The 23,414-nt window shown below is 73.2% G+C and carries 23 protein-coding genes; 7 read left to right on the top strand and 16 right to left on the bottom strand.

What is annotated here, in order from left to right; all coding sequences use genetic code 11:
• Positions 1-14: 14 nt before the first annotated feature.
• Positions 15-647 carry a sulfite oxidase-like oxidoreductase gene (locus AC5WAM_RS30365; protein WP_138959259.1) on the bottom strand — a complete coding sequence of 211 codons (633 nt, stop codon included), beginning with the start codon at positions 645-647 and terminating at the stop codon, positions 15-17.
• Positions 648-801: 154 nt separating this feature from the next.
• On the opposite strand from AC5WAM_RS30365, the gene bfr reads away from it, so the two are divergent.
• Positions 802-1,281 (top strand): bacterioferritin, encoded by a 480-nt coding sequence (gene bfr, locus AC5WAM_RS30360; RefSeq protein ID WP_138959260.1) that lies wholly within the window; start codon positions 802-804, stop codon positions 1,279-1,281.
• Here the strand turns inward: bfr and AC5WAM_RS30355 are convergent.
• A complete protein-coding gene (locus AC5WAM_RS30355) occupies positions 1,278-1,517 on the bottom strand; it encodes a (2Fe-2S)-binding protein (RefSeq protein ID WP_495519488.1) in 240 nt (79 codons plus the stop codon). The two genes, bfr and AC5WAM_RS30355, sit on opposite strands and share 4 nt — an antisense overlap.
• A 178-nt stretch (positions 1,518-1,695) precedes the next feature.
• The gene (locus AC5WAM_RS30350; protein WP_366791329.1) at positions 1,696-3,051 is read right to left on the bottom strand and encodes a class II 3-deoxy-7-phosphoheptulonate synthase; all 1,356 of its coding nucleotides are present in this window, start codon (positions 3,049-3,051) and stop codon (positions 1,696-1,698) included.
• A 299-nt stretch (positions 3,052-3,350) separates the two neighbouring features.
• Here AC5WAM_RS30350 and AC5WAM_RS30345 point away from each other — a divergent pair, with 299 nt between their 5' ends.
• Together AC5WAM_RS30345 and AC5WAM_RS30340 are read left to right on the top strand one after the other, a co-directional pair.
• Entirely contained in the window at positions 3,351-3,407 is a 57-nt protein-coding gene (locus AC5WAM_RS30345; protein WP_138966368.1) for a trp operon leader peptide, read from the top strand.
• 110 nt (positions 3,408-3,517) lie between these two features.
• On the top strand, positions 3,518-5,407 hold the full coding sequence (locus AC5WAM_RS30340; protein WP_495519487.1) for an anthranilate synthase family protein: 1,890 nt from the start codon (positions 3,518-3,520) through the stop codon (positions 5,405-5,407).
• On the opposite strand, the gene AC5WAM_RS30335 is transcribed toward AC5WAM_RS30340, so the two are convergent.
• From AC5WAM_RS30335 to AC5WAM_RS30315, 5 genes are all read right to left on the bottom strand, one after another.
• Positions 5,350-6,354, bottom strand: a complete 1,005-nt coding sequence (locus tag AC5WAM_RS30335) for a 2-hydroxyacid dehydrogenase (protein ID WP_495519486.1) — start codon at positions 6,352-6,354, stop codon at positions 5,350-5,352. The genes AC5WAM_RS30340 and AC5WAM_RS30335 overlap by 58 nt on opposite strands.
• A 146-nt stretch (positions 6,355-6,500) precedes the next feature.
• Complete coding sequence (locus tag AC5WAM_RS30330) at positions 6,501-7,529, bottom strand: 6-phosphofructokinase (RefSeq protein ID WP_366791331.1); 1,029 nt, start codon at positions 7,527-7,529, stop codon at positions 6,501-6,503.
• A 178-nt stretch (positions 7,530-7,707) separates the two neighbouring features.
• Entirely contained in the window at positions 7,708-8,424 is a 717-nt protein-coding gene (locus AC5WAM_RS30325; RefSeq protein WP_495519485.1) for a response regulator, read from the bottom strand.
• Positions 8,421-9,650: a MacS family sensor histidine kinase gene (gene macS, locus AC5WAM_RS30320; protein WP_366791333.1), complete on the bottom strand. Its 1,230-nt coding sequence runs from the start codon at positions 9,648-9,650 to the stop codon at positions 8,421-8,423. The genes AC5WAM_RS30325 and macS overlap by 4 nt, the downstream gene beginning before the upstream one ends.
• A gap of 86 nt (positions 9,651-9,736) precedes the next feature.
• Positions 9,737-10,555, bottom strand: coding sequence for a lysophospholipid acyltransferase family protein (locus AC5WAM_RS30315; protein WP_495519484.1), 819 nt, complete (start codon positions 10,553-10,555; stop codon positions 9,737-9,739).
• 292 nt (positions 10,556-10,847) lie between these two features.
• Between AC5WAM_RS30315 and AC5WAM_RS30310 the strand changes: the two genes are divergently transcribed.
• Positions 10,848-11,627 carry an alpha/beta hydrolase gene (locus AC5WAM_RS30310; protein ID WP_366791335.1) on the top strand — a complete coding sequence of 260 codons (780 nt, stop codon included), beginning with the start codon at positions 10,848-10,850 and terminating at the stop codon, positions 11,625-11,627.
• Entirely contained in the window at positions 11,620-12,255 is a 636-nt protein-coding gene (locus AC5WAM_RS30305) for a hypothetical protein (protein WP_366791336.1), read from the top strand. The genes AC5WAM_RS30310 and AC5WAM_RS30305 overlap by 8 nt, the downstream gene beginning before the upstream one ends.
• Here AC5WAM_RS30305 and AC5WAM_RS30300 read toward each other — a convergent pair.
• The 6 genes from AC5WAM_RS30300 to AC5WAM_RS30275 all read right to left on the bottom strand — a co-directional run bounded on the left by AC5WAM_RS30300 (position 12,252) and on the right by AC5WAM_RS30275 (position 17,355).
• Positions 12,252-13,034 carry an endonuclease/exonuclease/phosphatase family protein gene (locus tag AC5WAM_RS30300; protein ID WP_366791337.1) on the bottom strand — a complete coding sequence of 261 codons (783 nt, stop codon included), beginning with the start codon at positions 13,032-13,034 and terminating at the stop codon, positions 12,252-12,254. The genes AC5WAM_RS30305 and AC5WAM_RS30300 overlap by 4 nt on opposite strands.
• Before the next feature lie 144 nt (positions 13,035-13,178).
• Positions 13,179-14,132 (bottom strand): ROK family glucokinase, encoded by a 954-nt coding sequence (locus tag AC5WAM_RS30295; protein ID WP_366791338.1) that lies wholly within the window; start codon positions 14,130-14,132, stop codon positions 13,179-13,181.
• Positions 14,133-14,184: 52 nt separating this feature from the next.
• The gene (locus AC5WAM_RS30290; RefSeq protein WP_495519483.1) at positions 14,185-14,715 is read right to left on the bottom strand and encodes a DUF5304 domain-containing protein; all 531 of its coding nucleotides are present in this window, start codon (positions 14,713-14,715) and stop codon (positions 14,185-14,187) included.
• 69 nt (positions 14,716-14,784) lie between these two features.
• On the bottom strand, positions 14,785-15,960 hold the full coding sequence (locus AC5WAM_RS30285; RefSeq protein WP_495519482.1) for an ArsA family ATPase: 1,176 nt from the start codon (positions 15,958-15,960) through the stop codon (positions 14,785-14,787).
• A 107-nt stretch (positions 15,961-16,067) separates the two neighbouring features.
• A complete protein-coding gene (locus tag AC5WAM_RS30280) occupies positions 16,068-16,502 on the bottom strand; it encodes an SRPBCC family protein (protein ID WP_366791341.1) in 435 nt (144 codons plus the stop codon).
• A gap of 82 nt (positions 16,503-16,584) precedes the next feature.
• Positions 16,585-17,355, bottom strand: a complete 771-nt coding sequence (locus tag AC5WAM_RS30275; protein WP_495519481.1) for a metallophosphoesterase family protein — start codon at positions 17,353-17,355, stop codon at positions 16,585-16,587.
• 332 nt (positions 17,356-17,687) lie between these two features.
• On the opposite strand from AC5WAM_RS30275, the gene AC5WAM_RS30270 reads away from it, so the two are divergent.
• On the top strand, positions 17,688-19,484 hold the full coding sequence (locus AC5WAM_RS30270; RefSeq protein WP_366791345.1) for an AMP-dependent synthetase/ligase: 1,797 nt from the start codon (positions 17,688-17,690) through the stop codon (positions 19,482-19,484).
• A 138-nt stretch (positions 19,485-19,622) separates the two neighbouring features.
• On the opposite strand, the gene AC5WAM_RS30265 is transcribed toward AC5WAM_RS30270, so the two are convergent.
• Positions 19,623-20,765 (bottom strand): glycosyltransferase family 4 protein, encoded by a 1,143-nt coding sequence (locus AC5WAM_RS30265; RefSeq protein ID WP_366791347.1) that lies wholly within the window; start codon positions 20,763-20,765, stop codon positions 19,623-19,625.
• Between the two features lie 97 nt (positions 20,766-20,862).
• Here AC5WAM_RS30265 and AC5WAM_RS30260 point away from each other — a divergent pair, with 97 nt between their 5' ends.
• Positions 20,863-22,230, top strand: a complete 1,368-nt coding sequence (locus AC5WAM_RS30260) for a glycosyltransferase 87 family protein (protein ID WP_495519480.1) — start codon at positions 20,863-20,865, stop codon at positions 22,228-22,230.
• On the opposite strand, the gene AC5WAM_RS30255 is transcribed toward AC5WAM_RS30260, so the two are convergent.
• Positions 22,187-23,386 carry a hypothetical protein gene (locus tag AC5WAM_RS30255; RefSeq protein ID WP_366791350.1) on the bottom strand — a complete coding sequence of 400 codons (1,200 nt, stop codon included), beginning with the start codon at positions 23,384-23,386 and terminating at the stop codon, positions 22,187-22,189. The genes AC5WAM_RS30260 and AC5WAM_RS30255 overlap by 44 nt on opposite strands.
• Positions 23,387-23,414: the final 28 nt, after the last annotated feature.

Below are 23,414 nucleotides of genomic sequence, written 5' to 3'. Positions count from 1 at the left end.
CGCGCCGCCAGGCGTCAGAGCTCGGGGCCGTCCCCGGGCTCTTCCTGGTAGGAGTAGCGCTGCTCGCGCCAGGGGTCGCCGATGTTGTGGTAGCCGCGCTCCTCCCAGAAGCCGCGGCGGTCGGCGGTCATGTACTCGATGCCGCGGACCCACTTGGGGCCCTTCCAGGCGTACAGGTGGGGCACCACGAGCCGCAGCGGGAAACCGTGCTCCGCGGTGAGCAGCTCGCCGCCCTTGTGGGTGGCGAAAATCGTGCGGTCGCTGAGGAAGTCCGCGAGGCGCAGATTCGAGCTGAAGCCGTACTCGGCCCAGACCATCACGTGGGTGGCGTTCGGCGCGGGCGGCGCGAGTTCGGTCAAGTCGCGGGCGAGCACGCCGCCCCATTCGGCGCCGAGCATGCTGAACTTCGTGACGCAGTGCAGATCGGCGACCACCGTCGCGTACGGCAGGGCCGAGAACTCCTCGTGCGTCCAGGAGTGCTTCTCGCCGTCGGCGGTGGCGCCGAACACCCTGAAGTCCCAGCGCTCGGGGCGGAACTTGGGAACCGGGCCGTAGTGCGTGACCGGCCAGCCGCGCTGCAGTCGCTGCCCCGGCGGAAGGTCCGGCTCCACTACGTCTCGAGATGTACGACCCACCGGCTGACCCATGCCTCCATCCTGACAGACCGGAAGCAGTGGACGTGACCAGGTATACGCGGATTCGGGCAACTCCTACTAAGCGTGCACTTACTGGACGCCCCTCGGACGCCGGTGCAAGGATGCGCGCTACCTGCCAGTCCCCCGCTTGGAAGGAGCCTCTGCGATGCAGGGCGACCCCGAGGTCATCGAATTCCTCAACGAGCAGCTGACCGCCGAGCTCACCGCGATCAACCAGTACTTCCTGCACGCGAAGATGCAGGAGAACAACGGCTGGACGAAGCTCGCCAAGTTCACCCGGTCCGAGTCGATCGACGAGATGAAGCACGCCGAGGTGCTCACCGACCGGATCCTCTTCCTCGACGGCCTGCCCAACTACCAGCGGCTGTTCCACGTACGCATCGGTCAGTCCGTCACCGAGATGTTCCAGGCGGACCGCCAGATCGAGGCGGAGGCGATCGACCGCCTCAAGCGCGGCATCGAGGTGATGCGCGCCAAGGGCGACATCACGTCCGCGAACATCTTCGAGTCGATCCTCGAGGACGAGGAGCACCACATCGACTATCTCGACACCCAGCTCGAACTGGTCGAGAAGCTCGGGGAGCCGCTGTACATCGCCCAGCTCATCGAGCAGCCGGAGAGCTAGGCCGCCTCCGGAAGCTCCGCCTCAGGGGCCAGGGCCACCGCGGGTTCCCCCTGGTCGAGGAGGTCACGGCGGGGGCATGTGCCCCGGCCGAGCAGCGCCTGGATGCGCCGCACGCAGGACCCGCAGTCGGTACCCGCCTTGCTGGCCGACGCTATTTGCCGGGGGGTGCAGGCGCCGTCCGCCGCGTGCTGCCTCACCTGCGCCTCGGTGATACCGAAGCAGTTGCAGACGTACACGCGGGTTCACCTCCCGATCGGGGCCCAGGGGCCGGTGGGCAGCGCCGTACCGAACTCATTGATCGGTGAGGCTAACCTAACCTTACCCGCGACCCGGGACCCACAAAAGCCCCGGGTACGCCGGTGGGGCGCGGATCACATGGATCCGCGCCCCACCTGTACGGATGTCGCCGTGCGCCTACTGGTCCCGGTACATCTCCGCGACCAGGAACGCCAGGTCGAGGGACTGGCTGCGGTTCAGCCGCGGGTCGCAGGCCGTCTCGTAGCGCTGGTGCAGGTCGTCGACGAAGATCTCGTCGCCGCCGCCCACGCACTCCGTGACGTCGTCGCCGGTCAGCTCCACGTGGATGCCGCCCGGGTGGGTGCCGAGGGCCTTGTGGACCTCGAAGAAGCCCTTGACCTCGTCCAGCACGTCGTCGAAGCGGCGGGTCTTGTGGCCGGAGGCCGCCTCGTACGTGTTGCCGTGCATCGGGTCGGTGATCCAGGCGACGGTCGCGCCGGACGCGGTGACCTTCTCGACCAGCTCGGGGAGCTTGTCGCGGACCTTGTCGGCGCCCATGCGGGCGATGAAGGTCAGGCGCCCGGGCTCGCGCTCGGGGTCGAGGCGCTCGATGTACTGGAGCGCCTCCTCGGCCGTCGTCGTCGGGCCGAGCTTGATCCCGATCGGGTTGCGGATCTTGGAGGCGAACTCGATGTGCGCGCCGTCCAGCTGGCGGGTGCGCTCGCCGATCCACACCATGTGGCCCGAGACGTCGTACAGCTCGCCGGTGCGGGAGTCGACGCGGGTCAGCGCCGACTCGTAGTCGAGCAGCAGCGCCTCGTGGGAGGCGAAGAACTCGACCGTCTTGAACTCCTCCGGGTCGGTGCCGCAGGCCCGCATGAAGTTCAGCGCGTTGTCGATCTCGCGGGCGAGCTGCTCGTAGCGCTGGCCGGAGGGGGAGGACTTCACGAAGTCCTGGTTCCAGGCGTGCACCTGGCGCAGGTCGGCGTAGCCGCCGGTGGTGAAGGCGCGCACCAGGTTGAGCGTCGACGCGGAGGCGTTGTACATCCGCTTCAGGCGCTCGGGGTCCGGGACGCGGGCCTCCTCGGTGAAGGCGAAGCCGTTCACCGAGTCGCCGCGGTAGGTCGGCAGCGTCACGCCGTCGCGGGTCTCGGTGGGCTTGGAGCGCGGCTTGGAGTACTGCCCCGCGATGCGGCCCACCTTCACGACGGGCACGGAGGCGGCGTACGTGAGCACGGCGCCCATCTGGAGCAGGGTCTTCAGCTTGGCCCGGATGTGCTCGGCGCTCACCGCGTCGAACGACTCGGCGCAATCGCCGCCCTGGAGGAGGAACGCCTCACCCCTGGCGACAGCTCCCATGCGGGCGCGCAGCTGGTCGCACTCACCCGCGAAGACGAGCGGCGGATAGGAGCTGAGCTCGGCGATGACGTCGCGCAGGGCCTCGGCATCGGGGTACTCAGGCTGCTGCGCCGCGGGCAGGTCTAGCCAGGTCGCCTTGGCGGCGACGGCTTGGGAATCAGCGTTCACGGTCACCCCGTAAACCTTACGGGGTCGTGCCCGGTGGTTTTGCCTCCGCCCGTCAGATGAGACGACGGGGACGCGACGCCACCGTCACGCCCCGCAACCCCGCAGAAGCGGGGATCGCACGGCGCCTGCCTGGAGCGGAGCCCTGAGCTCGGGGCCGTCCCCGGCAGGCGGGGAGCAGCCGGGCCCCATCGGGCCGGGCGGGGCTTCCGGACGGTCCCAGAGGGCCGGTTGCACAGTTGGACGCGGGGGCCTGCGGGCGGGCGGACGCGGCGCTCGGCGCGCTGATGATGCGCTAGGGTGCGGGCATGTTCACGCAGTCGACCCGTTCCTGGTGGTGGCCCGCTCATCCGGCGGCCCACTGACTGCGCGTACCCAGCAGACATCGCGAAGGCCGCCCGAGGGGCGGCCTTCCGTGCTTCCCGGACGGTGTCCGGACCGGCCGTTCCTCTCCCTCCCAGCGAAGGAACCGCCCATGCACCTCCTCGACCTCCTGACCGACGACCGCCCCTTCGCCCTGCTGCGCCGCCGCACCCCGGGCCGTGACCACGCCGTGGTGGAGGTGCTGCGCGGCCCCGTGACCACGTACGAGCGGCTCGCCGACATCCCGGAGGGGCTCGCGCTCGTGCCGTTCCGGCAGATCAGGGAGCGCGGCTTCGACGTCACGGACGACGGCACCCCGCTCGCCGTGCTCACCCCCGAGGAGACGTACGAGATCCCGCTGGAGCAGGCCCTGTCCCAGCTGCCCGCGCACGACGTCCGGGTCACGGGCCACGGCTTCGACGTGAGCGACGACGCGTACGCGCGGATCGTCGGCCGGGTCCTGCGCGAGGAGATCGGGCGCGGCGAGGGCGCCAACTTCGTGATCCGGCGTACGTACGAGGGCGAGATCCCCGGCTTCGGCCGTGCGGACGCCCTCGCGCTGTTCCGCAGGCTCCTGGAGGGCGAGCGGGGCGCCTACTGGACCTTCGTCGTGCACACCGGGGACCGCGTGCTGGTCGGGGCGAGCCCCGAGGTGCACGTGCGGATGTCCGGCGGGACGGTCGTGATGAACCCGATCAGCGGGACCTACCGCTATCCCGCCGAGGGGCCGTCGGTCGACGGTCTGCTGCGCTTCCTCGACGACGCCAAGGAGACCGAGGAGCTCTCGATGGTCGTCGACGAGGAGCTCAAGATGATGTGCACGGTCGGCGACATGGGCGGCGTGGTGGTGGGGCCGCGGCTCAAGGAGATGGCGCATCTGGCGCACACGGAGTACGAGCTGCGCGGCCGCTCGTCGCTCGACGTGCGGGAGGTGCTGCGGGAGACGATGTTCGCCGCGACGGTGACGGGCTCGCCGGTGCAGAACGCCTGCCGGGTGATCGAGCGCCACGAGAGCGGCGGGCGCGGCTACTACGCCGGTGCCCTCGCGCTCGTCGGACGGGACGCGGGCGGCGCGCAGACGCTGGACTCGCCGATCCTGATCCGCACCGCCGACATCGACGCGGCCGGGCGCCTGCGGGTGCCGGTCGGCGCAACGCTGGTGCGCGGCTCGGACCCGGCGGGCGAGGTGGCCGAGACCCATGCGAAGGCGGCGGGGGTCCTCGCGGCGCTCGGGGTGCGCCCCGGGCGGCCGCGGGCGGAGGGCGGGCGGCCCGCGCTCGCCGACGACCCCCGGGTGCGGGCGGCCCTTGACGCGCGGCGGGCGGGGCTCGCCCCGTTCTGGCTGCGGATGCAGGAGGTGGCGCGCGAGCTCGCGGGGCACGCCCTGGTGGTGGACGGCGAGGACACGTTCACGGCGATGCTCGCGCACGTCCTGCGCTCGGCGGGCCTCGGCGTGAGCGTGCGGCGGTACGACGAGGCGGGGCTGCGCGCCGCGGTGCTCGGCCACGGCGGTCCCGTGGTCCTCGGGCCCGGCCCCGGCGACCCGTCCGACACCGCCGACCCGAAGATGCGGCTGCTGCGCGGGCTCACGGCCGAGCTGATCCGCGAGCGGCGCGGCCCGGTGCTCGGCGTGTGCCTGGGCCACGAGCTGATCGCGGCGGAGCTGGGCCTGGACATCGTCCGCAAGGACGTCCCGCACCAGGGCGCGCAGACGACGATCGACCTGTTCGGGCGGCCGGAGACCGTGGGCTTCTACAACAGCTTCGCGGCGCGCTGCGACGACGAGGCCGAGCGCGAGCTGGCCGCGCACGGCATCGCCGTGAGCCGGGACCCGGCGACGGGCGAGGTGCACGCGCTCCGCGGCCCCGGCTTCGCCTCGGTGCAGTTCCACCCGGAGTCGGTGCTGTCCCTGCGGGGGGCCGCGGTGGTGCGCGAACTGCTCGGTCAGCTGGCCGGGAGCGCGGGCACCAGCACGTTCTCGGAGCGGCGGCCCGCCAGGTAGTCCAGGACGTTGGTGACCGTGGCGTCGATGATCTGGCCGACGGCGTCCTCGGTGTAGTACGCCTGGTGCGAGGTGACCACCACGTTCGGGAAGGTGACGAGGCGGGCCAGGGTGTCGTCCTCGACCACCTCCAGGGACTTGTCCAGGAAGAAGAGCCCGGCCTCGGCCTCGTAGACGTCGAGGCCGACGCCGGTGAAGCGGCCGGCGCGCAGTTCGGCGACGAGGGCGTCGGTGTCGATGAGGCCGCCGCGGCTGGAGTTCACCAGGATCGCGTCGTCCTTCATGGCGCGCAGCGCCGCGGCGCCGATCAGGTGCCGGGTCGCGGGCAGCAGCGGTACGTGCAGGCTGACCAGGTCGGACTCGGCGAGGAGCTGGTCCTTCTCGACGTACTTCATGCCGAGCCCGACGCAGGCGGGGTTCTCGGCGATGTCCCAGCCGAGCAGGTTCATGCCGAAGCCGTGGGCGATCCGGGTGAAGGCCTCGCCGATCTTGCCGGTGCCGAGGACGCCCGCGGTGCGGCCGCGCAGGTCCCGGCCCATGAGGCCGTCGAGCCGGAAGTCGAAGTCGCGGGTGCGGTTGCTGGCGCGGACGATGCGGCGGTTCACGGCCATCGCCAGGGTCCAGGCGAACTCCGCCACGGAGTACGGGGAGTAGGAGGACACACGGGCGACGGTGAGGCCCAGGCGCTCGGCGACCTGGAGGTCGATGTTGTTGAAGCCGGTCGAGCGCTGGGCGACCATCTGGGTGCCGCCGGCGGCGAGGGTCTGGAGCACGCGGTTGTCGAGGATCGCGTTGACGCTGGTGGAGATGACCTCGTAGCCGGCGGCGATGGGGGCGGTGTCCTCGGTGAGGAAGACGTCCAGGCAGCGGATGTCGTGGTGCGGGGCGAAGGCCTTCTCGATGAGGGGGCGCTCGTCGGCCTGGACGCCGAAGGCGAGAATCTCCACGGTGTTCACTCCCGTTCAGGGGGCACAGGTCCTGTACGAGGCGAATATACGTTTTGGTGGGATAACGGTGCGGGGCGGTGGGGGGGCTGTGCCCTACCCGTTCCGCCCCTGGCGGACCAGCTGCCCACAGCGGGGAGCGGCAGGTATCAGCCGAAGAAGACTTCCACTTCCTTGTAGAGGGCGGGGTTCACCGTCTTGAGGTGGGCCGTGGCCTCGGCGATGGGGACGCGGACGACGTCCGTGCCCTGGAGGGCGACCATCTTGCCGAAGTCGCCGTCGCGGACGGCGTCGATCGCGTGCAGTCCGAAGCGCGTGGCGAGCCACCGGTCGAAGGCGCTGGGCGTGCCGCCGCGCTGCACGTGGCCGAGGACCGTCGTCCGGGCCTCCTTGCCGGTGCGCTTCTCGATCTCCTTGGCCAGCCACTCCCCCACGCCGGACAGACGCACGTGCCCGAAGGAGTCGAGGGACTCGTCCTTGAGGACCACATCGCCGTCCTTGGGCATGGCGCCCTCGGCGACGACCACGATCGGCGCGTACGAGGCCTTGAACCGGGAGGTCACCCACGCGCACACCTGGTCGACGTCGAAGCGCCGCTCGGGGATGAGGATGACGTTGGCGCCGCCCGCGAGGCCGGAGTGCAGCGCGATCCAGCCCGCGTGGCGGCCCATCACCTCGACGACCAGGACGCGCATGTGCGACTCGGCGGTGGTGTGCAGCCGGTCGATGGCCTCCGTGGCGATGCCGACGGCCGTGTCGAAGCCGAAGGTGTAGTCGGTGGCGGACAGGTCGTTGTCGATGGTCTTCGGCACGCCGACGACGGGCACGCCGTACTCGTCGGTGAGGCGCGCGGCGACGCCGAGGGTGTCCTCGCCGCCGATGGCGATGAGCGCCTCGACCTCCAGCTTGGCGAGGTTCTCCTTGATGCGGCGGATGCCGTTCTCGGCCTTGAGGGGGTTGGTGCGCGAGGAGCCGAGGATGGTGCCGCCGCGGGGCAGGATGCCGCGGACGGCCGGGATGTCGAGCTGGACGGTGTCGCCCTCGAGCGGCCCGCGCCAGCCGTCGCGGAAGCCGACGAAGTCGTAGCCGTACTCCTGTACGCCCTTGCGGACGACGCCCCGGATGACGGCATTGAGCCCGGGGCAGTCGCCGCCTCCGGTCAGAACTCCGACCCGCATGGAAATGTCCCTTCGCCGCGGTTGCGCTGACCCGAGCCACGCTAATGGTGATCCGCGTCACTCCGGGATGGGGCGAACGGTGAATTCCCGGGCGCACCAAGGGAGTTGCCCGGGAGCGGGGCGGCCCGGTTCACCCGAAGGGGGCATGCCTGGGTGTCACTCCTGTGACCCCCGGGGGTCAGGTGCCGTCGGTGTCGTCCGTGTCGAGACCGCGTTCGATCGCGTAGCGCACGAGCTCCACCCTGTTGTGCAGCTGGAGCTTGCCGAGGGTGTTCTGGACGTGGTTCTGGACCGTGCGGTGGGAGATGACGAGGCGCTCGGCGATCTGCTTGTAGCTCAGGCCCTTGGCGACCAGGCGCAGGACCTCCGTCTCGCGGTCGGTCAGCCGCGGGGCGCCCGGCTCGTCGGGGGCGGCGGACGCGGGCTCGGAGGCGAGGCGGCGGTACTCGCCGAGGACCAGGCCCGCGAGGCCGGGGGTGAAGACGGCGTCGCCGACGGCCGTGCGGCGCACCGCGTCGATCAGCTCGGCGGTGGACGCGGACTTCAGCAGATAGCCGGTGGCGCCGGACTTGACCGCCTCCAGGACGTCGGCGTGCTCTCCGCTCGCGGACAGGACGAGGACGCGCAGGGACGGGTTGGCGCCGACGAGTTCCTTGCACACCTGGACGCCGGGCTTCAGCGGCAGGTTCAGATCGAGGACGAGGACGTCGGGCGCGGCGGCCCGGGCGCGGCGCACCGCCTGCTCGCCGTCGCCCGCGGTGGCCACCACGTCGAAGCCGGACTCGCCGAGGTCACGGGCGACGGCGTCGCGCCACATCGGGTGGTCGTCGACGACCATGACCCTGACCGGGTCCGCGGCGTCCTGGCCCGTCGGTTCGTTGTGCTGTTCGCTCATGTCCGCGTCTCCGCCTTCCCCCGCGCGTCCTTGGGGACGCGTAGTTCCACTTCCGTTCCCTGGCCCGGCACCGAGATCAGCTCGGCCGTGCCGCCGATGTCCCGCAGCCGGCCGCGGATCGACTGGGCGACGCCGAGCCGCCCCTCCCCCTCGGCCTGGGCCAGCCGCCCCTCCGGGATGCCGGGCCCGTCGTCCCGGACGGTGACGACGACGGCGTCCGGCTCGTCCTCGACCAGGATCCAGGCGCGGGCGTCGGTCCCCGCGTGCCTGCGCACATTGTCCAGGGCGGCGCCGACGGCCGCCGCGAGTTCCCGGGCCGCGTGCCCGGCGAGCGGCACCGGGGCGCCGGGCTCGGACAGGGTCACCAGCGACCCGGCGTACGGGGAGAGGAGTGTCCGCAGGTCGCACGGCGAGGCCTCGGCCGACGCGTCGTCCGGCTCGTCGACGACGCGGACGACGGCCCCGAGCGCGGCGTCCTCGGAGACGCGCGAGGCGGGCACCAGGCCGCCCGCGACCAGCGAGCGCAGGGCGACCTCCTGTTCGCCCGCCATCCGGCCGAGCTCGGCCGCCTCGCCGCCGATGGCGGTGCCCCGGCGCTGCACCATGGCGAGGACCTGGAGGACGCTGTCGTGGATGTCGCGGGCGAGGCGCTCGCGCTCACGGGTCGCGGCCTCGATCTCCAGGGCCCGGGCGAGGGTGCGCTCGGAGGCGCGTGCCACCTCCACGACGTAGCCGATGGCGATGGAGGCGATGCAGACGAGCAGCACGTTGTGGACGGTGTCGCGGCTGAAGGCGCCGCGCTGCACGACGTTCGCGACGCCGACGAGCAGCGAGGCGAAGGCGGCCCAGCGCCAGCCGCCCTTGATCGCGAAGGCGAGGACGGCGCCCGCGGTCCATATGGAGGGCAGGGTCGGACCGCCGTCGCTGATCCGCTCGGCGGCGTCGGCCGCCCGGGTCAGCAGGATGCCGGTCAGGGCGATCGTGAGGTCGGCGGCGAGGAAGCGCTTGGTGCAGTGCGCGGCGCCCGAGACCTTCGGCAGCGTGGCGAGGGTCCAGACGGCGAGCACCGAGAAGTAGGCGACGGCGACCCAGGGCCGGGCGAAGTCGTCGTGCGCGGCGACGAACAGGCCGATGGCGTACAGCATCGTCAGGACCCGGTAGCCGGTCAGCGCGCGCCACAGCGGCTGCTCGACCGACATCCTCATGACTCTCTCGCGCTTGGCCATGCCCCCCACCCCACGGGACGCCCGGCGCGCCCCTCTTGCACCGACGCCACCGGGAGCCGGACCGTTCCCGCAGCGGTCCTTCCGGCCTACTCGGCGTCGGCCTTCTTCTCGGCGGCGGCCTTCTGCGCCTTCTCGGCGGCAGGCTTCCCGGCCTCCGCCTTTTCGGCCTCGGCCTTCTGGGCCTCGGCCTTCTGGGCGCGCGCGAGCTCCTTGGCGGCTTCCTTCTCCGCCTTGGCCGCCTCCTGGATCTGGCGCTTCGCGGCGGTCGCGTACACGTCCACGTACTCCTGGCCGGAGAGCTTCATGATCTCGTACATGACCTCGTCGGTGACCGCGCGCAGGACGAAGCGGTCGCCCTCCATGCCCTGGTAGCGGCTGAAGTCCAGCGGCTCGCCGATGCGGATGCCCGGGCGCATCAGCTTGGGCACGACCTTGCCGGGCGGCTGGATCTTCTCCGTGTCGATCATCGCCACGGGGATGACGGGCGCCCCGGTGGCGAGGGCCACGCGCGCGAGGCCGCCGGGCTTGCCGCGGTAGAGGCGGCCGTCGGGCGAACGGGTGCCCTCGGGGTAGATGCCGAACAGCTCGCCGCGCTCCAGGACCTCGATGCCGCTCTTGATCGCGGCCTCGCCCGCGCCGCGCGCGCCGGAGCGGTCCACCGGGAGCTGGCCGACGCCCTTGAAGAAGGCGGCCGTCATGCGGCCCTTGATGCCGGGGGTGGTGAAGTACTCGGCCTTCGCGATGAAGGTGACCTTGCGGTCCAGGACCGCGGGCAGGAAGAAGGAGTCCGAGAACGACAGGTGGTTGCTGGCCAGGATGGCGGGGCCCTCGGCGGGAATGTTCTCGAGGCCTTCCACCCAGGGCCTGAAGGCGAGCTTCAGGGGCCCTCCGATGGAAAACTTCATTGCGCCGTAGATCAAACCGAGTGCCTCCTGTGTCTGTGGATCAGACCATAACCCGAGCAGGGCTCCGGCTCCCGCCGGAGCGGGGCCGACGGGCCCGTTCCGCCGCCCGGAGCGGGGCCCTGAGGACCTGGTCGGTGTCAGTCCGGTCGCGTACGGTGAGGTACTCCCCGAACACGACGTGCCCCACCCCGGAGCCTCCTCTCACGCCCCCTCTGCCCCTCGCACGCCTCTCCCCGCCGCGTCACCCCGTTCCACACATCCCACGCATCCCACCTCACGAAGGAGACCGAAGGTGCCGGTCCTCCCCGGAGCCGAGCCGTACCGCCACGAGGGCGGCGAGGTCGGCGTCCTGCTGTGTCACGGCTTCACCGGATCCCCCCAGTCGCTGCGCCCCTGGGCCGAGTACCTGGCGGAGCGCGGTCTGTCCGTGTCCCTGCCGCTGCTGCCAGGGCACGGCACACGCTGGCAGGACATGCAGGTCACCGGCTGGCAGGACTGGTACGCGGAGGTGGACCGCGAGCTGCGGCTGCTCCTGGAGCGGTGCGCGGAGGTGTTCGTCTTCGGGCTCTCCATGGGCGGCGCCCTGACGCTGCGGCTCGCCGCCAAGCACGGCGACGCGGTGCGCGGCCTGGTCCTCGTCAACCCGGCGAACAAGGTGCACGGCCTGGCCGCGCACGCCCTGCCCGTCGCCCGCTTCCTGCTGCCCACCACCAGGGGCATCGCCAGCGACATCGCCAAGGAGGGCTCGGCCGAGATCGGGTACGACCGGGTGCCGCTGCACGCCGCGCACTCGATGCGGCGCTTCTTCCGCCTGGTCGACGCGGAGCTGCCCCAGGTCACCCAGCCGCTGCTGCTCCTGCACAGCCCGAACGACCACGTGGTGCCGCCCGCCGACTCCGCCCGCATCCTCAGCCGCGTCTCGTCCACGGACGTCACCGAGATCCTGCTGGAACAGAGCTACCACGTCGCGACGTTGGACCACGATGCGGACCGGATCTTCGAGGAGAGCTACGGATTCATCGGCCGGCTCGCCCCCAGCGCAGGCAAGGAAGGGACGGCCACCGGTGGCTGAGCAGCAGGACCGCGACGAGAGCCGCGAGCCCGAGGAGCAGACCGCGCCCGCCGGCGAGGAGCGCGCGGTGCCCCTGGACGAGGACGCCGCGTGGCGTGCCATCGTCGCGGGGTACGGCGAGGAGCCCGCGGACCCGCCCGGCGCGAAGCCGTTCAAGTCCGTGGAGGACCTGGCGCTCCTGGAGCCGGAGGCCAACGGCACGGCGGACGACGGGCCGCGGCCCGACCTGTCCAAGGACACCGGCGACAAGTCCGGCGCGGGCGACGCTGCGCGTCCGCTCGGCAGCTCCGTCTCCTTCGCCCCCGGCGTCGCCGGGGGCGGGCCGCGCGACTACACCGCGGCCGAGGCCTCGGACGACGACTTCGACGAGGGCGACGAGGGCCACTTCGTGCCGCCCGAGCCGCCGCCGCTGCCGGACGCGGACGTCACCGCCAAGTTCGCCTGGCTCGCGGTGCTGGGCGGGCCGCTGCTGCTCCTGCTCGCGGTGCTGCTCGGCTGGGAGATGACGTGGTGGCTCACGACGATCGGCATCGGCGGCTTCCTCGGCGGCTTCGCGACCCTGGTGGCCCGCATGAAGAGCGGTGACGAGGAGGAGGACGACGACCCCGGGCGCGGGGCCGTGGTCTAGGGCCTGTCCGAGCCCGCCGACTGTGCGGGCACCCTGAGCGCCGCGAGGACCGGCAGGTGGTCCGTGGCCGCCCTGAGGTCCGCGTCGCGGACGCCGGGGTGGCCCAACGGCACGCCGCAGCCGAGGACTTGGACGCCCGGCGTGGCGAAGACCGCGTCGATGCGCTGGTGCGGGTCGGCCGGGGTCGAGGTCTGTTCGCCGCCCCAGGGGGCGGTGGCCCAGCAGTCCTGGAGGCCGTCGGCGAGCCTGCGGAACGTACGGCCGTCGGGGCGGTCGTTGAGGTCGCCGCCCGCCACCGCGTGCGGGGCGCCCATTCCGGCGATCCGGTCGAGGAGCATGCCGCCCTGCGCGTACCGCTCCTCGTCCCGCAGGCTCAAGTGACAGCTCAGGACGCCGAGCCGGGCGCCGCCGAAGCGGACCACGGCCGTCGCGAAGCCGCGCCGGTGCTGGCCCGGCGTCAGCGGGAGCAGGACGTCCTCGGTCCGCTCGACGGTGGCCCGCAGCGAGCAGAGCAGCGCGGGCCCCGCCGCGGTGCCGCCGCCGGAGAGCGTCACCAGGTCGCAGGCGCGGGCGAGCCGGGCGAGCTTCTTGCGCCAGCGGAAGAACCGGGGCGCCTCCTGCACGAGGACCAGGTCGGGCTCGCACGCGGAGATGACGCGGGCGAGCGCGTCGGTGTCGTCGCGCATCGAACGGATGTTGTAGCTGAGCACCCGGATGACGGCCGAACCGTCCGGCTCGGTGCGGGAGTTGGGCAGCGTACGCGTCGGGCTCGTGGGCATGGCGATCAAGATACGGGAAACGCCGGGCGGGCCGGACGGCGCCGGCTCACCCGGCGGCCGTCCGGCCCGTCCGGCGTTCACGGACGGGCGCGCGGCGCGATCGACGGCGGCCCCCGGGTGCCGCGCGGCAGGAGGCCGGGGGCGTCACATCACCGGGTCGGGCTCCCTGGCGAGGTCCGCGGCGCCGACCAGGCCCGCCTTGTTGCCGAGCTGGGCGGCGATGACCTTGGCCTCGGGGCGCCACTGCGCGCCGACGAGCCAGCGCTTGAAGGACTTGCGGATCGGTTCGAGCACCAGCTCGCCCTCGTCCGAGAGGCCGCCGCCGATGATGAAGGCCGACGGGTCGAAGAGGGAGGCCAGGTCGGCCAGGCCCGCGCCGACCCAGCGGGCCAGCTCGCGGTAGGAGTCCACGGCGACCGGGTCGCCCTGGCGGGCGGCCATGGAGATGTGCTTGCCCTCGATGCCGTCGGGGGTGCCGTCGCCGAGCGAGAGGAGGTACTCGGCGTTCTCCGGGGCGGCGTTGGCGCGCTGCTTGGCGTACCGCACGAGGGCGCGGCCGGAGGCGTACTGCTCCCAGCAGCCCTGGCTGCCGCAGCCGCACAGCAGGCCGTCCGGCACCATGCGGATGTGGCCGAACTCGGCGGCGACGCCGAAGTGGCCGCGGCGCAGCTTGTTGCCGATGATGATGCCGCCGCCGAGGCCGGTGCCGAGCGTGATGCAGATGGCGTTGCGGTGGCCCTTGCCGCCGCCGAACTTGTACTCGCCCCAGGCGGCCGCGTTGGCGTCGTTCTCGACCACCACCGGCAGGCCCACGCGCTCTTCGACCTTGTCCTTGAGCGGTTCCTGGCGCCAGTCGATGTTCGGCGCGAAGTAGACCGTGGAGCGCTGGCGGTTGACGTACCCGGCGGCGCCGATGCCCACGCCGACGATCTCGTGCCCGGCGCGCGCGCCCTCCACGGCGGAGGCGATCGCGTCGACGATGGCCTCGGGGGTGCCCGGTGTGGGCACCTTGAACGTCGACAGGATGTGACCGTCCTCGTCGACCACTCCGGCCGCGATCTTCGTGCCGCCGATGTCGACGCCGATGGTGAGTCCCATGTATCCCTCAGTTCGATCGAGCCCCGCTACGGCCCACCGTACCGGAGGGGGGTCAGTCCAGATCGATGTGTTCGCCGGGACCGGGGCCGTCTTCGGGACGCCCGGATCCGTCCGGGGCGGCCGGGCGGCCCGCCTCGTCGCGGGTCCAGCGGCGCTCCTGGGCCGTGACCGCGCTGCGGTAGGCGGCGAGCAGCTCGGAGCCCGCGGCGGCGAGGTGGTCGAAGACGTCGGGGTTGCGCTCGATGACGGGCTCGACGGCGGCCTTGGCCTGGCGGACGACCTGCTGCACCGTCTCCTGCACGGCGCCCTGGGCGACCGCGCCGAGCAGCGGTCCCTGGAGCCCGGAGAGCTTCTCCGAGACGGCGTCGACGAGCTTGCGCAGCTCCTCGGCCGCGGAGCCGGGCGGCGGGCCGTACCGCGCGCGGCGGCGGGCCTTCTCCGCCGCGAGGTCCTCGGCGCACGCGGTCGCCCAGGCGTCGTCGTCCGGGGCCGCGGCGGCGTCCTCGCGGGGCTCGGGGCCCTCGGGGGCGGCGTCCCGCGGGCGCTCCGGCTCGGACGCGTCACGCTCAGTGGCATCGCTCATGGCGGGCTGACTCCTGCGCAGGGCCGACGATTTCGTACTCTCGACGTTACCCGAATGGCGGTAAGGCGTTCACCGGCTCCGGGGCCACAGGTCCGGGTCGGGGGTGAAGCGGACGCGCAGGCAGCCGTCGCGCAGGCCCGCTCCGCTGACGGTGCAGCGGCGCAGCGCGGAGGGCAGCGAAACGATCCGGCGGAACGGGCCCGCGGTCAGCACCAGTTCGTCGCCGCGCCGCACCAGGTCGAGGTCGTCGCGGACGGCGCCGGGCAGCGGGACGGTCCAGATCAGCAGGGACTCCTCGGCGAGCGCGTCGGTGACGGGCCAGTCGAGGGGCGCGGGCGCGGGGCCCGGGGCCGCCGGGCCCAGCGCGGCCAGGTCGTCGAGGCCGCGCGGGTCCTGGCCGAGGTGCGGGAGGCGGTGCGTGGGGTGGGCGGCGTCCCACTCCGCCAGGGCCTTGTGCTGCTGGGCGCGGAGCGCGGCGAGCCAGGGGCTGTCGCCGCCGTCGGGCAGCACGCGGTTGGCGACGAGGCCGTCCAGGCGCAGGCCGTGCAGGGCCAGGCCGAGCGCGGTGCGGGCCACGGCGTCGACGGCGGCCGGGCCCGGTTCGACGACCAGGCGCACGCTGGTGCCCGGGGCGTCGAGCAGGCTCCGCGCGGCGGCGAGCCGGTCGTCCCAGCGGGCCGCGTTCTCGTACAGGGACGCGGCGGGCACGGGGACGCCCGCGAGCCGGCCGAGGACGGGGCGCAGCGCGCGGGCCGCCTGCCGCTGCGGGGGCAGAAGGCGGCGCAGATAGCGGCGCAGCTGTTCGGGCAGGGCGAGCAGCGCGAGGGCGCGGGGCGCGGCGGGCAGGTCGACGACGAGGGTGTCGTAGGGGCCGTGCGTCCCCCGGGCGGCGTCGCGCAGGGCGCGCAGCAGGGCCAGCTCCTCGGCTCCCGGCAGCGGGGTCAGCTCCTCGCCGTCGAGCCGGTCGGCGCCGAGCAGGTCGAGGGCGGCGCCCGCGTGGTCCTGGAGGGCGAGCAGGTCGTCGCGGAAGGAGTCGTCCGGGGCGGGCCGCAGCGCCGTCAGGCCGTCGGTGACGGCCCGGGGGCGGGGGCCCGTGGGGGTGCCCAGGGCCGTGCCGAGGGTGTCCTGGGGGTCGGCGGAGAGCACCAGGGTGCGGGTGCCCGCGCGGGCGGCGGCGAGGGCGGTGGCCGCCGCCAGGGTGGTCCGCCCGGCGCCGCCGGGGCCGGTGATGAGGAGGGTGCGCATGGGTCTGTACGGGGCCTAACTGTCCGGTTGCTCGGCGCCCGGGCCGTGTCCGCCCGGCCCGCCGCGCGGGACGACGGCCCACGGGCGGGACCGGCGGAGCCCCGGAGCTACTTCGTCTCCACGCGCTGCTTCAGGCCCGCGAGGGCGCGGTCGATGATGACCTTCTCCGCCTTGCGCTTGATCATCCCGAGCATGGGGATCTTGACGTCGACGGTGAGGCGGTAGGTCACCTCGGTGCCGGTGCCCGCGGCCTTGAGGAGGTAGGAGCCCTCCAGGGAGCGCAGCATCTGGGACTTGACGAGGGTCCAGGAGACCTCGTGCTCGCCGGCCCAGGTGTAGGCGAGGGTCTGGTCGTCCTTGATCGCGCCCGCGTCCATGACGAGGCGGACCTGCTCGGCGCGGCCCGCGTCGTCCGTCGCCAGGATCTCGGCCTGCTTGACCTCTCCGGTCCATTCCGGATAGCGGGCGAAGTCGGCGATCACGCCCATGACGTCGGCCGGTGCCGCCTCGATCGTGATGCTCGAGCTGGTGTGTTCCGCCATCGCCGTGGCTCCTCCAGATGCGGTCCGGTACGGGGTGGTGTGTCTGCCGCGTGAAGGCTACCCCGGGCGCCGCGCGCGCTGGTCACCACTCCAGGGCCCAGGGCTGTCCGGCGCTCGCGAAGTGTCCGACGTTCACGCACTCCGTCGACCCGATCCGCATCCTCCGGACGAGCGGCTGGTGGACGTGGCCGAAGAGGGAGTAGCGCGGCCGGGTCCTGCGGATGGCGGCGAGCAGGGCGCGGCTGCCGCGCTCGAAGCGGCGGGCCACGGTGTCGTAGACGAGCTCGGGGACCTCCGGCGGGATGTGCGTGCAGAGCACGTCCACCTCGCCGACGGCCTCGATCTTGGCGGCGTACTCCTCGTCGCTGATCTCGTACGGGGTGCGCATGGGGGTGCGCAGGCCGCCGCCGACAAAGCCGAAGACGCGGCCGCCGATCTCCACCCGTTCGCCGTCGAGGACGGTGGTGCCGGGCCCGGCGTATTCAGGCCAGAGACGCGGGATGTCGACATTGCCGTACGTGGCGTACGTCGGGGCCGGAAAGGCCGCGAAGAGTTCCGCGTACTGCTTGCGGACGGCGCTCTCCACGGCCGGGCCCCGGTCGATGCCCGCCCACAGGGACGCGCCGAACACGCGGGCCTCCTCGAAGCGGCGCGCGGTGCGCAGCTCGACCAGGCGGGTGGCGTTCTCCTTGCCGAACAGGTCGGGGAAGATGCCGCGCGCGTGATCCGCGTAGTCGAGGAAGAGCACGAGATCGCCCAGGCAGACCACGGCGTCGGCGCCGTCGCCCGCGCGGGCCAGATCCTTGGCGTTGCCGTGCACGTCACTGACCACATGGACCCGGAAACCTGGCATGCCGGTCACCCTAAGCCGCCCGGTGCGGGGCGGGACAGGGCGGGGTGAGGGGACCGGGCGCGGCGGGGGACCTGCGGTTACTTCCGAGTCAGGAAGTGCGTGGCGTACTGTGCGGTTCAGACCACAACGTCGTGTGACGCACGGAACATCTGGCCCGGCCCCCCTACCGAACCAGCCATACCGGTGGGTAACGTCCGGGCAGTCCAGTAGCGCTCGGCACCCTCGACGCACCCCCCGTAAGCCCCCTTCGGCTGAGCGCCTGCCCGACCTTGGACCGCACCGTCGCATCGCACAACGTCGTGGCGTCGGCGCCCTATGTAGGAGCAGCAGTCTTGCGCGAGTTCAGCCTTCCGGCCCTGTACGAGGTCCCCGCGGACGGCAATCTGACCGACATCGTCCGCCGCAACGCCGCGCAGCATCCGGATGTCGCCGTCATCGGCCGCAAGGTGAACGGACGTTGGGAGGACGTCTCGGCGACGGCCTTCCTCGCCGAGGTGCGGGCCGCCGCCAAAGGGCTGATCTCGGCGGGCGTCGGACCGGGCGACCGGGTGGGGCTGATGTCCCGTACGCGCTACGAGTGGACGCTGTTCGACTTCGCGATCTGGAGCGCGGGCGCGGTCACCGTGCCGGTGTACGAGACCAGCTCGGCCGAGCAGATCCAGTGGATCCTCGGCGACTCGGGCGCCGTGGCCTGCGTCGTCGAGTCGGACGCGCACGCGGCGGCCGTGGAGTCCGTGCGCGACCGGCTGCCGGCCCTGGCGCACGTGTGGCAGATCGACCGGGACGCCGTGGCGGAGCTGAACCGGGCGGGCGCGGAGGTCTCCGAGGCGACCGTGGACGAGCGCAGCGCGGTCGCGGGCGCCGACGACCCGGCGACCATCGTCTACACCTCGGGCACCACGGGCCGCCCCAAGGGCTGCGTCCTCACCCACCGCAGCTTCTTCGCGGAGTGCGGCAACGTGGTGGAGCGGCTCAACCCGCTGTTCCGCACGGGCGAGTGCTCGGTGCTCCTGTTCCTGCCCGTCGCGCACGTCTTCGGCCGTCTGGTGGAGGTGGCCGCGCTGATGGCCCCCATCAAGCTGGGCCACGCCCCCGACATCAAGCACCTCACGGACGAACTGGCCGCGTTCCGGCCGACGTTGATCCTCGGGGTGCCGCGCGTCTTCGAGAAGGTCTACAACGGGGCGCGCGCCAAGGCCCAGGCCGACGGCAAGCTCAAGATCTTCGACAAGGCCGCGGACACGGCGATCGCCTACAGCCGCGCGCTCGACGCCCCGGGCGGTCCCTCGCTCGGCCTGCGCCTGAAGCACAAGCTCTTCGACAAGCTCGTCTTCAGCAAGCTGCGGGCCGTCCTCGGCGGGCGCGGCGAGTACGCCATCTCCGGCGGCGCCCCGCTCGGCGAGCGCCTCGGCCACTTCTTCCGCGGCATCGGCTTCACCGTCCTGGAGGGCTACGGCCTCACCGAGTCCTGCGCGGCCACCGCCTTCAACCCCTGGGACCGGCAGAAGATCGGCACGGTCGGGCAGCCGCTGCCCGGCTCGGTCGTCCGCATCGCCGACGACGGCGAGGTGCTGCTGCACGGCGAGCACCTGTTCAAGGAGTACTGGAACAACGAGGGTGCCACCGAGGAGGCCCTCGCGGACGGGTGGTTCCACACCGGGGACATCGGCACGCTCGACGAGGACGGGTATCTGCGGATCACCGGCCGCAAGAAGGAGATCATCGTGACGGCGGGCGGCAAGAACGTCGCGCCCGCCGTCATCGAGGACCGCATCCGCGCGCACGCGCTCGTCGCCGAGTGCATGGTCGTCGGGGACGGGCGGCCGTTCGTGGCCGCGCTCGTCACGCTCGACGAGGAGTTCCTCGGCCGGTGGGCCCAGGAGAACGGGAAGCCCGCCGGGGCCACGGCGGCCTCGCTGCGGGAGGACCCCGAGCTGCTCGCCGCGGTCCAGCGGGCCGTGGACGACGGCAACGCGGCGGTCTCCAAGGCGGAGTCGGTGCGCAAGTTCCGGGTCCTGTCCGCGCAGTTCACGGAGGACTCCGGGCACCTCACGCCGTCCCTGAAGCTGAAGCGCAACGTGGTGGCGAAGGACTACGCCGACGAGATCGAGGCGCTGTACCGGGGGTAGCCCTGCGCAGGTTCATCGGCGCTTCGCGCCTCGTCCTCAAGCGCCGGACGGGCTGAACGTCTCCGGCTCGGGCCGTGACCATCCAGCCCGTCCGGCGTTCGAGGACGAGGCCGCAGGCCGATCAAGGCGAAGCCAGGGCTACAGCAGGTCCCGCAGCCGCTCCGCCAGGAGGTCCCAGCGCCAGCGCTCCTCGACCCAGGCGCGGCCCCGCTCCCCCATCCGCCGGCGCAGCTCCGCGTCGCCGAGCAGGGGCAGGATCCGCTCGGCCGCGGCCTCGGGGGACCCGCCCCTGACGACCCAGCCGGTCTCCCCGTCGAGGACGGCGTCCGGTGCCCCGCCGGAGTCCCCGGCGACGACGGGCAGGCCCGTGGCGGAGGCCTCCAGATAGACGATGCCGAGGCCCTCGACGTCGAGCCCGCCGCGGCGGGTCCGGCAAGGCATGGCGAAGACGTCCCCGGCGCCGTAGTGCGCGGGCAGCTCGGCCCACGGCACGGCCCCGGTGAACACCACGGAGTCCGCGACCCGCGTCTCGGCGGCGAGCTTGCGCAGCTCCTTCTCGTACGGCCCGCCGCCCACGATCAGCAGCACCGCGTCGGGCTCGGCGGCGAGGATCCGGGGCATGGCGAGGATCAGGGTGTCCTGCCCCTTGCGGGGGACGAGCCGGGACACGCAGACCACGACGGGGCGGTCGGTGAGGCCGAGGCGCGCCCGCACCGCGGCGCCGCCCGAGCCGGGGTGGAAGGTCTTCTCGTCGACGCCGGGCGGCAGTTGGACCATGCGCGCGGCCGCGGCGGGCGTCAGCGCGGCGGCGATGCGCGAGCGCGTGTACTCGCCCAGGTAGGTGATGGTGTCCGTGGACTCGCCGATGCGGCGCAGGAGCTGACGGGACGCGGGCAGCTGGGCCCAGCCCGCCTCGTGCCCGTGCGTGGTCGCCACCAGGCGCCGCGCCCCCGCCTTGCGCAGGGCGGGCGCCATCAGGCCGAGCGGTGCCGCCGCGCCGAACCACACCGACGTACAGCCGTGTTCGCGCAGGAGCGAGACGGCGCGGTGCGTGACGCGGGGCGTGGGCAGCAGCATCGTCGTCCGGTCGCGGACGACCGTGAAGGGCTGCTCGGCGTCGAAGGCGGCGGTGGCCTCGGCGCCCTCGCGGCCACGCTTCCAGGTGGAGGCGTAGACGACGAGCTCGGCCGGGTCGAGCCGCAGCGCCATGTTGTGCAGGAACGCCTGGATGCCACCGGGCCTGGGCGGGAAGTCGTTCGTGACGATCAGGGTCTTGTGCATCGCGGCTGACAGTACCGGCCGGGCGCCCCCGCGCGTCGCACGGCCCCGCCTCACACGGCCCCGCCCCCGGTCCGGGCATCATGACCGACGAATAGGAATGAAGTACCGGAAAACGGGCGAGGTGCGCATGGCGGGCACGAGCACGAGCACGGCCGCGGGGCAGGACACGGAGGCGAGCACGGATGCGAGCACGCTCGCGGGCCCGGCGCCCGCGCCCGCACCGGCTTCGACACCGCGGACCGGCGCCCACGAGCTGGGGCTCCTGGCCGTCTGGACCCTGACCAGGGCCGTCCTCCTGCTGTGCGTCTTCCGTGTGATCGTGACGCCGGGACCCGACGTCACCAGCGACGTCACGTTCATCTACCAGGGCTGGTACGACATCCTGCGCACCGGCACGTTCCCGCTCGACGACGTCACCTGGCAGTACCCGCCCGCCGCGGCGCTCGCGGTGCTCGGTCCCGGGCTGCTGCCGTTCCTCAGCTATCCCGCCGCCTTCTTCCTCCTGTCGTTCGTGGCGGACGCGGTGGTGACGGGCCTGCTGGTGCACGCGGGCGGACGGCCGGGCCGCACGCTGCGCGGGGTGTGGGTGTGGACGGCGGGCGTGGCGCTGCTCGGCCCGACCGCCTACGCCCGGTACGACCTGATGGTGACGGCGCTCGCGGTCGCCGCCCTGCTGGCGGGGGCGCGCCGGGCCCGCGCGGCGGGAGCCGTCGCCGGCCTCGGCGCGCTGGTGAAGGTGTGGCCGGTGCTGCTGCTCGTGGGCGCCCCGCGCGGAGCGGCGACGCGGCGCTCCTGGGGCGCGGCGGCGGCCGCGGCGGCCGCGGTCGCGCTGGTGTCCGTGGTGGCGATGCCGGGCGCCTTCGCGTTCCTGGCCTTCCAGCGCGACCGGGGCACCGAGGTGGAGTCCCTGGGCTCGCTCGTCTTCCACGTGGCGCGCCACCTGGGCTGGCCGGGCACCGTGCAGCTCAACTACGGCTCGGTGGAGTTCCTCGGCCCCTACGTGCCCGTGGTGAGCACGGGCGCGCAGGTCCTGTCGGTGGCGGCCCTCGGCTGGCTGCTGCTGTGGCGGGCGCGGGCCCGCGCCTGGTCGGTGACCACCCCGGCGGACGCGGCCTTCGCGGCGGTGCTGCTCTTCACCACGACGAGCCGGGTGATCAGCCCGCAGTACCTGGTGTGGCTGGTGGGGGTCGCGGCGGTGTGCCTGGCGTACCGGGACAGCCGCATGGCCGTGCCCGCCCGGCTCGTGCTGGTGGCCACGCTGGTGACGTTCCTGGAGTTCCCCGTGTGGTTCGCGCACGTGGTGGCGAGCGACGCGCTCGGCGTGACGCTGCTCGTCGTCCGCAACGGCCTGCTCGTGGCGGCGGCGTTCCTCGCCTGCCGGACGCTGTGGCGGCAGACGGTCGTCGAGGCCGCCCCCGCGCTCAGCCCAGCTGCCGCCGCAGGTAGTCCCGCCAGCGCGCGGTGAAGTCCTCGGGGCTGACGCCCAGGACGTCCCGCAGCTCCTTCTCCACCGCGCCCGCGCGCTCGTCGTGGGCGCCGACGGCCGCGTAGAACTCCACGAGCTTCCGCTCGCCCCACTTCTCGACGATCATCCGGCAGGCCAGCCAGGACCCCTCGTACGCCCGGGAGAGGCGGTTCGCGTCGCCGCTGAAGCCGAAGTCGGCGTCCTCGGGCAGGACGGCGGGCAGCGAGCCGTCCACGACCGCGCGGCGCAGCTCGGGGGCGGCCTGCTCGGGCGCGCGGCCCGTGCCGCGGTAGCCGACCCAGTCCGCGAAGCCCTCGGAGAGCCACAGCGGGGTGGCCCGTGAGGTGTCGGCGCGGGTGGCGACGTGCGTGGCCTCGTGCGTGAGGACGACCTGTTTGCCGAGGTCGCCGAGGACTCCGTACGCGTCGGGGTTGATGATGATCCGGTCCGCGGGCGCCCGGCCCGAGCCGCCCGCCTCGCCGGTGGTCACCGCGGCGATGCCCTGGTAGCCGGAGGCGGGCGCGCCCAGCAGGTCGGCCATGCCGTTCAGGGACCGGGGGACGAGCACCACCACCCGGCCCGCCCACGGGCGCGGCCAGGCGGCGCTCACGTCGGGCACCGCGTCGTCGGCGAGCCGCGCGTACCGCCTGAGGTCCGCGCGCTCCCTGCCGACGCCGAGGACCAGGCTGTGGGTGCCGCGCACGGACTCGACGCGGCCCTGGTCCCAGAGCTGCTCGGCGGCCTTGCGCGCGGGCCGCTCGGAGCCCACGGACCAGCGGCCGTCGCGCTCGCGCAGGACCAGCGTGCGGTCGACGCCGAGCGGCGCCCGGTCGTAGCCCGCGACGCGGTAGCGCAGCTCGGCGGTGACGGTGGCGCGCGCCCCGTCGCGGTCGAAGTCCTTCAGGCGGTACGACCACGACCTGAGCGGCAGCTCGCGGACGTTGTCGAACGCGGTGACCGGGCCGCCCGTGGCCCGGTAGGCCCGCTCGTCGCGGTCGAGCACCGCCGCCGCGCGCCGCTCCAGGAGCTCGCGCACCTCGTCGGGCACGGTGTTCGTGGGCTCGGGGCCGCCGCAGCCCACGAACGCGAGGGGGGCGAGCACCGCGAGACCGATGCCCGCCGCCCGCACTCCGCGTCCACGCCGTCGACCAGCCACGTTGTCGATCGTACGGGGGCGGGGCGCG

The sequence above is a fragment of the Streptomyces sp. JLYT201 genome, assembly GCF_059448825.1.
The sequence above is the reverse complement of the archived record's forward strand: the minus strand, read 5'-3'. Positions and strand labels throughout refer to the sequence as shown.

Bases quoted from the DNA above. Each gene is read 5' to 3' on its own strand.
- AC5WAM_RS30365 (WP_138959259.1), bottom strand. From the start codon at position 647: ATGGGTCAGCCGGTGGGTCGTACATCTCGAGACGTAGTGGAGCCGGAC.
- bfr (WP_138959260.1), top strand. From the start codon at position 802: ATGCAGGGCGACCCCGAGGTCATCGAATTCCTCAACGAGCAGCTGACC.
- AC5WAM_RS30340 (WP_495519487.1), top strand. From the start codon at position 3,518: ATGCACCTCCTCGACCTCCTGACCGACGACCGCCCCTTCGCCCTGCTG.
- AC5WAM_RS30330 (WP_366791331.1), bottom strand. From the start codon at position 7,529: ATGCGGGTCGGAGTTCTGACCGGAGGCGGCGACTGCCCCGGGCTCAAT.
- AC5WAM_RS30325 (WP_495519485.1), bottom strand. From the start codon at position 8,424: ATGAGCGAACAGCACAACGAACCGACGGGCCAGGACGCCGCGGACCCG.
- macS (WP_366791333.1), bottom strand. From the start codon at position 9,650: ATGGCCAAGCGCGAGAGAGTCATGAGGATGTCGGTCGAGCAGCCGCTG.
- AC5WAM_RS30315 (WP_495519484.1), bottom strand. From the start codon at position 10,555: ATGAAGTTTTCCATCGGAGGGCCCCTGAAGCTCGCCTTCAGGCCCTGG.
- AC5WAM_RS30300 (WP_366791337.1), bottom strand. From the start codon at position 13,034: ATGCCCACGAGCCCGACGCGTACGCTGCCCAACTCCCGCACCGAGCCG.
- AC5WAM_RS30295 (WP_366791338.1), bottom strand. From the start codon at position 14,132: ATGGGACTCACCATCGGCGTCGACATCGGCGGCACGAAGATCGCGGCC.
- AC5WAM_RS30290 (WP_495519483.1), bottom strand. From the start codon at position 14,715: ATGAGCGATGCCACTGAGCGTGACGCGTCCGAGCCGGAGCGCCCGCGG.
- AC5WAM_RS30285 (WP_495519482.1), bottom strand. From the start codon at position 15,960: ATGCGCACCCTCCTCATCACCGGCCCCGGCGGCGCCGGGCGGACCACC.
- AC5WAM_RS30280 (WP_366791341.1), bottom strand. From the start codon at position 16,502: ATGGCGGAACACACCAGCTCGAGCATCACGATCGAGGCGGCACCGGCC.
- AC5WAM_RS30275 (WP_495519481.1), bottom strand. From the start codon at position 17,355: ATGCCAGGTTTCCGGGTCCATGTGGTCAGTGACGTGCACGGCAACGCC.
- AC5WAM_RS30265 (WP_366791347.1), bottom strand. From the start codon at position 20,765: ATGCACAAGACCCTGATCGTCACGAACGACTTCCCGCCCAGGCCCGGT.
- AC5WAM_RS30260 (WP_495519480.1), top strand. From the start codon at position 20,863: ATGAAGTACCGGAAAACGGGCGAGGTGCGCATGGCGGGCACGAGCACG.